This is a genomic window from Waterburya agarophytonicola KI4 (assembly GCF_020640915.1).
Classification (GTDB): Bacteria; Cyanobacteriota; Cyanobacteriia; order Cyanobacteriales; family Xenococcaceae; genus Waterburya; species Waterburya agarophytonicola.
This window is the reverse complement of sequence record NZ_JADWDC010000074.1, coordinates 15,764-21,560: the sequence shown is the minus strand read 5'-3', so window position 1 is coordinate 21,560 and position 5,797 is coordinate 15,764. Positions and strand designations below refer to the sequence as shown.

Annotated in this window: 6 protein-coding genes; 2 read left to right on the top strand and 4 right to left on the bottom strand. The window is 37.3% G+C overall.

Features of this window, described 5'->3' with window-relative positions; all coding sequences use genetic code 11:
* The first annotated feature begins 2 nt into the window (after positions 1–2).
* Complete coding sequence (locus tag I4641_RS24315; protein WP_369426853.1) at positions 3–155, top strand: helix-turn-helix domain-containing protein; 153 nt, start codon at positions 3–5, stop codon at positions 153–155.
* A 595-nt stretch (positions 156–750) separates the two neighbouring features.
* Here I4641_RS24315 and I4641_RS20045 read toward each other — a convergent pair.
* A complete protein-coding gene (locus tag I4641_RS20045; protein WP_229642361.1) occupies positions 751–1,065 on the bottom strand; it encodes a hypothetical protein in 315 nt (104 codons plus the stop codon).
* A complete protein-coding gene (locus I4641_RS20040; protein WP_229642360.1) occupies positions 1,055–1,702 on the bottom strand; it encodes an AAA family ATPase in 648 nt (215 codons plus the stop codon). The genes I4641_RS20045 and I4641_RS20040 overlap by 11 nt, the downstream gene beginning before the upstream one ends.
* Before the next feature lie 437 nt (positions 1,703–2,139).
* Between I4641_RS20040 and I4641_RS20035 the strand changes: the two genes are divergently transcribed.
* A complete protein-coding gene (locus I4641_RS20035; protein ID WP_229642359.1) occupies positions 2,140–3,621 on the top strand; it encodes a protein kinase domain-containing protein in 1,482 nt (493 codons plus the stop codon).
* Here I4641_RS20035 and I4641_RS20030 read toward each other — a convergent pair.
* Positions 3,618–4,361: an FHA domain-containing protein gene (locus tag I4641_RS20030; RefSeq protein WP_229642358.1), complete on the bottom strand. Its 744-nt coding sequence runs from the start codon at positions 4,359–4,361 to the stop codon at positions 3,618–3,620. The genes I4641_RS20035 and I4641_RS20030 overlap by 4 nt on opposite strands.
* Positions 4,362–4,370: 9 nt before the next feature.
* Positions 4,371–5,797, bottom strand: a 1,427-nt coding sequence (locus I4641_RS20025; protein WP_229642357.1) for a tetratricopeptide repeat protein, incomplete at its 5' end; no start/stop codon positions are given.

The window sequence follows — 5,797 nt, the reverse complement described above, 5'->3', positions numbered from 1 at the left end:
GTGTGGCTTTTGGCAGAAAAAGGAAAATGACGACTCAGCAGATTGAGGAGCTTCGGGAAAGAAGAAAAGAAGGGGTGCTGATTAAAACTTTGATGGCTGACTATAACCTATCTAAAGCTAGCGTATACAGATATTTAGGTGCAGATGATGATTAATTATGAACGATTGTATTACGCCAAATAACTCTAAAGATTTTGCGCCATTAGGCGGGTCTTGCACACTTTTGGCGAACCGAAAATAAGGCGATCGCTATTTACTAAAATAGTAAGGTCGAAAGATTTTGTGAGTAGGCGGAAATAGAAGGTTGGTGTCATATGGATCAAGGTGAAATAGTTTAACTTTTGTCAACCCCATTTGAGGCTTTTTTTGATCGAAATTATTTATGTAAACATTGCCTAGTTTGGACTCTTTTAGGCAATGTTTTTAAAATTAAGGACGAATTTACAATGCCTTTGTATAGGTATTTTGATATATCCCAACCTCCATTTTAGGCAAAGTTTTTTTGCCATAGATGCGTTTTTAAGAAACATTTATGTAACTTATATTCGAGCGATCGCTTTATAAAAGAAGTTCAATCGCTGTATTCTTTGCTGTGCAAAGGTTTTAGGAGGAGGCTGCACCATATGACACGAACCTTCTATTTAGCCCTATTAGCAAAGCCCAAGCAAAAGCTTTAGCTGAATTTTTCTCGGTTGATGTGGGATTATTTATCTAAAACACAGTATGTACTTGCTGAATTACTTCAGCAAGTCAGTAATCAAGACTGGTTAATGCGCGATCTAGTATGGTTCTGACTAATTCAGTTTTAGGTTTGCCCGTATCTACGCTCAACTGAGCCAGTCTTTTATTTAACGATTCGGGTATGTCCACTGTAAATCTAATGCTAGACTCTTTAGTTTTGCGATCGCTAAATAACTCCTGTTTTAAATCCGCTCCGATGCGATCGGATATTTCAGTACTGACTTGAGTATTTGCTTCAGCAAGTACTTGCTGACTTGCTTGAGTATTCATGTCATCACCAGCGATAAACTGTTTTTGGGCATCGGATAATTTTTTACGAGCCATAGTTGAAAGCCTCATCGAATAATTGACGGTAAAAGTTAGCTACTTCTTTAGCAGAACGAGTTTTGAGATCGAATAATGTCGCCCCTTGTCCCATAACATCCGCTGCTACCTGACGCTGTGGTATCTCTGCTTTGAGTAGGGGAACATCTTTATATGCCGATAACACCTCTCTGGCTTCTGCTAGCAGTAAGGTTTTTGGCACTACACGGGAGAGAAATGTATAGGCAGATGGTTTGCCACTTCTAATTTGTCTGGCTCTACTTACTGCCTTGATTGCTTGATGACTTGCTGAAATATCTGGCGCACTAGGCTGAATTGGAATGAATACCAAATCGGCGAGTAACAAAATTGTTCTCTGTACCTCTGCCAAGCCCCCAGCACCATCAATAACTACATAATCTGCCGATGATGCAATCTCTGGTATTTCATCAAGTAGAGGATCTGGTTCGGTTAGTCGATAAATCTGGGGGCGGGGTATGTTGTCTTCTAAATTACTAATCCAGGTGGAACTAGTGGCTTGGGAGTCGGCATCAACTAAAGCTACAGTTTTGTCTTTACCTAATAGATAACGACATAGGTGAACCGCACTACTGCTCTTAGTCGAGCCTCCCTTTAAATTGATGAAGGCAGTAATCATAACTGATACTTACTCGTTAATTAAAGTGCTGACTTGCTGACTTACTTCAGCAACAGTAACCTACATCTTAGTTATTGGAAATAGAAAAAACACTCAGATTGAATAGTTATTTTTTGACACAGTTAAGGAGGAAGCGATCGCTAAAATTAGCAGGTATTTTTCAGGTGGGTTTGCATAGATATTTTGCCAACCACTTGTCTATTCTCGACCAATGGCATCAAAGGTTCGATTAGGCATTTGCGTAGCAAGCGAACAATTAATAACGCTAAGTTGTTTTTATGTTACACACATATACAATTTGCCAAGATATTTGCAGATGTCTGCCAAATAAAGGAAAAAAGCTGTTATTAATTAATTAGGGAAAAATTATAATACCAGTGAATTTATCAAGTATTTTTTAAGCTAGTTAAGCAAATTGCCAAGACAAAGGAGAATAGATGGCTAATTGGCAAAAAGGTAAAACATTGCAAGATGGCAAATATACTATTGTTGAAAAACTAGGTCAAGGAGGTTTTGGAGCTACTTTTTTGGCAGATAATAATGTGGCGAAAAACGAGCAAGATAAACAAGTAGTTATTAAAACTCTTAATGACGAAATTCAACAAGAGGATTATTTCGACAAGATTCGCCAAGATTTCTACAATGAAGCATTGCGAATTGCTAAATGCAAACGTTATGATGACGATCGCATTGTTAAGATATATGAAATAATTCAAGAAGATGGATTACCTTGCATCGTCATGGAACATGTCGATGGAGAGGACTTAGGAAAAATAGTCGCTCGCAGAGGTGCTTTGCCCGAAACAGAAGCAGTAGAATATATAAAACAGATTGGCGAAGCTTTGATTTCGGTTCATAGACAAGGTTTTTTACACCGCGATATAAAACCGAATAATATCGTTGTTCGCTCGGATGGAAGTGGCGCAATGTTAATCGATTTTGGTACTGCTCGGCAATTTGATCGCACAAACAACAAAAACGCACCCGTATACCCTCTGACGGCTTATTTATCTGGTGGCTATACTCCTATAGAACAGTATTTTTCCAGGAGAAAGCAAGCTCCTTATACGGATGTTTATGCTTTGGCAGGAACTCTTTATTTTTTGCTGACTCAAAAAGTTATTCCCAATGCAAATGATAGAGAAGAAGATTTGCGAAACTTAAATCTCGATCCTCTTAAACCTTTAAAAACTTCAGCCCCTGGTATAAGCGATCGCGTCAATCATGCTGTCATGAAAGGACTATCTTTTTCTGCCAAAGATCGTCCTCAAACGGTTGAAGAATTTCTGACTCTTTTACTTCCTAAGTATAAAAACTCAAAAGATAAAACAACCGTATTAATCGGCTCAGATTCGGAAACCAAAAAATCATCTAAGAACTTGATTACGTTAGGGATTTTAGGAGTAATATTTGTTGGGCTAGTTAGCTTTATTTACTTAGCATTATCTCCCAAACAACAGCAAGAATTTACTAATATTGAGCTTTTTGAACCACAAAAAGGAAAAATAAAGTTGCTATATCCTAATGATTGGAAAGTACAAAGAGAACCTATTACTAATGAGCTAGGAAAGTTTATTTCTCCTAAAGAAGACGACAATGATACTTTTCAAGAGTCTTTAATCGTTAGTGTAGAAAGTTATGACTTACCATTAGAAGAATTTACTGAAAAAACTTTGCAGCAAATCAATCAGAATATAACAAAAGATGTTCTTAATTCTGAATCTATAACTTTAAACGATCAACCTGCCGAACGGGTAGTTTATCAGCGACAAACGAATAATAAAACGCTGAAAGTTATGCAAAGTTGGACGCTAATAGACGATCGCGCATACGTGGTTACATATACCGCAGAAGAAGATAAATTTAACAAATTTGAACCCACGATCGCCAAAATGATTGATTCATTAGAATTTGATTAGCTCGTAATCCGAATTTCCAAACGATAGCCCTGTCCTCTAACAGTTTGAAGAAATTTCGGTTCTCCAGAATCAACTTCAATTTTATTGCGCAGACCCCAAACCAAACGAGTTATTGCGTTTTTTGTACAGCCGAAAGGATTGAGCCAGATTGCTTCAATTAACTCCTGATGTCTGCATATAACAGCTTTGTTACCATTATCTTGATTTTTTTGCGTCATGTAGCCTATCAAAGCGTTTTCTTGCGGCGTGAGCAATATTTCCTGTCTTCTGTTTTTGGCTACTCGCACTAACTTTTCCTTGGTTAGATCGTATTCTAAGCCAACAGCAGGATAATAACTTACGACTCGTCTGGTGTTGCCAGGATCTCTAAAAGTAAACCGCCAAAATATAGGTTCTTCATTAGTAGATAAATTACCCAAAATTAAGATAGTATTACCATCTACAAGAGCTACTTTGCCATCCCAACGTACATCTATTTCTTCTGCATTAGCTTTCTGCAAAAAAGTTCCGTTAGCACTACCCTCATCTATCAGCCACCAGCGTCCAACCTCTAGTTTTAAAGCACAATGTTTGCGGGAAATTTGTTTGTTGGGGTCTGGTAGCACAATGTCATTATCGTCCGCTCTACCAATAGCTATTTGTTTAACTTCATGCTGTTTTTGAAAAAGATTTTTTAACCAGATGACATACTCATTACCATCTGGTTTTTGTACTTCTAAATATGGATATTCTGTAGTCATAACTCAACCTTAAAGTTTGTTGGCTTCCTCTAAAGCAAGTTGAGATGATTCAGTATTTCCCTGTTCTCGATAGAGTTCTGCTGCTTTTTCCCAATCCCTTTTTGCTTCTTCTTTATTTCCCATAGTTGTTAGAAGCTGGGCGCGCTGTTCGTAATTGCTAACGTTTTCAGGGTTGATACGAATAGATTCAGTCAGATCTTGATAAGCTCCTTCATTATCTCCCATTTTGAATTTAGCAAAAGCTCTTGAACGATATGTTTGTATATTATTCGGTTCAAGTTCAATCGCTTTAGTAAAGTTAGCGATCGCACTATCATAATCTTCTAGCTTTCTATGAGTAGATCCGAGATTTGAGTAATAAAGAGCATTATCGGGTTTTAGTTCAATCGCTTTAGCATAATCTTCAATTGCACTGGTATAATTTTCTAATTTATAAAATAGATCGCCGCGTTGGTTGTATAAAACATCAGTGTCAGGTTCGAGTTCAATCGCTTTGGCAAAGTTAGCGATCGCATTCTCATAGTCTTCTAAATTTCTATGAGCATATCCTAGGTTTGCATGGTAAAGAGCAATATCGGGTTTTAGTTCAACGGCTTGAGTATAGTTGCTGATCGCTTCTTGATAATTCTCTAGATTATAAAATTGATCTCCTCGCTCACTATAGTAAGAAGCAATATCGGGTTCGAGTTCAATCGCTTTGGTAAAGCTGGCGATCGCACTTTCATAGTGTTTTAGATTGCTATGAGCATATCCCAGATTTGCATGGTAAAGAGTATTATTTGGTTCTAGATCAATCGCTTTAACGTATTCCACACTTGCTTTTTCATAATCTTCTGATTTATAAAATAAATCGCCAAGTTGATTATGATATTCATGTGCCAAATCTGGATTTAAGCTAATTAAAGTGTTGTAGTCATTAATTGCTTTTTCTGTTGCATTGGATGAAAAGTATATCTCTGCTCGATTAGTATAATGACTGGCATTATCGGGTTCGAGTTCAATCGCTTTGGTAAAGCTGGCGATCGCATTCTCATAGTTTTCTAGATTTTTATAGACAAATCCAAGATTTGAATAGTAAAGAGCTTCATTGGGTTGGAGTTCAATGGCTTTATTGTAATTGGCGATCGCACTTTCGTAATCTTCCAGAGCGTAAAATTGGTCGCCAAGTTGATTGTGATACTTGTGTGCCAAATCTGGATTTAAACTAATCGCTTTGTTGTAATCTTCAATTAGTTTCTGTGTATTTCCCGCCTTGGCATAAGAATTGCCACGATTCGTATAGTAAGAAGTTTCATTGGGTTCAAGTTCAATCGCTTTGTTGTAATTAGCGATCGCACTTTCGTAATCTTCTAGATTGTTGTAAGAAAATCCAAGATTTGAGTAGTAAAGAGCTTCATTGGGTTGGAGTTCAATGGCTTTATTGTAATTGGCGATCG

Excerpts from the sequence above, each read along its gene's own strand:
- I4641_RS20040 (WP_229642360.1), bottom strand. The coding sequence starts at position 1,702 with ATGATTACTGCCTTCATCAATTTAAAGGGAGGCTCGACTAAGAGCAGT.
- I4641_RS20035 (WP_229642359.1), top strand. The coding sequence starts at position 2,140 with ATGGCTAATTGGCAAAAAGGTAAAACATTGCAAGATGGCAAATATACT.
- I4641_RS20030 (WP_229642358.1), bottom strand. The coding sequence starts at position 4,361 with ATGACTACAGAATATCCATATTTAGAAGTACAAAAACCAGATGGTAAT.
- I4641_RS20045 (WP_229642361.1), bottom strand. The coding sequence starts at position 1,065 with ATGGCTCGTAAAAAATTATCCGATGCCCAAAAACAGTTTATCGCTGGT.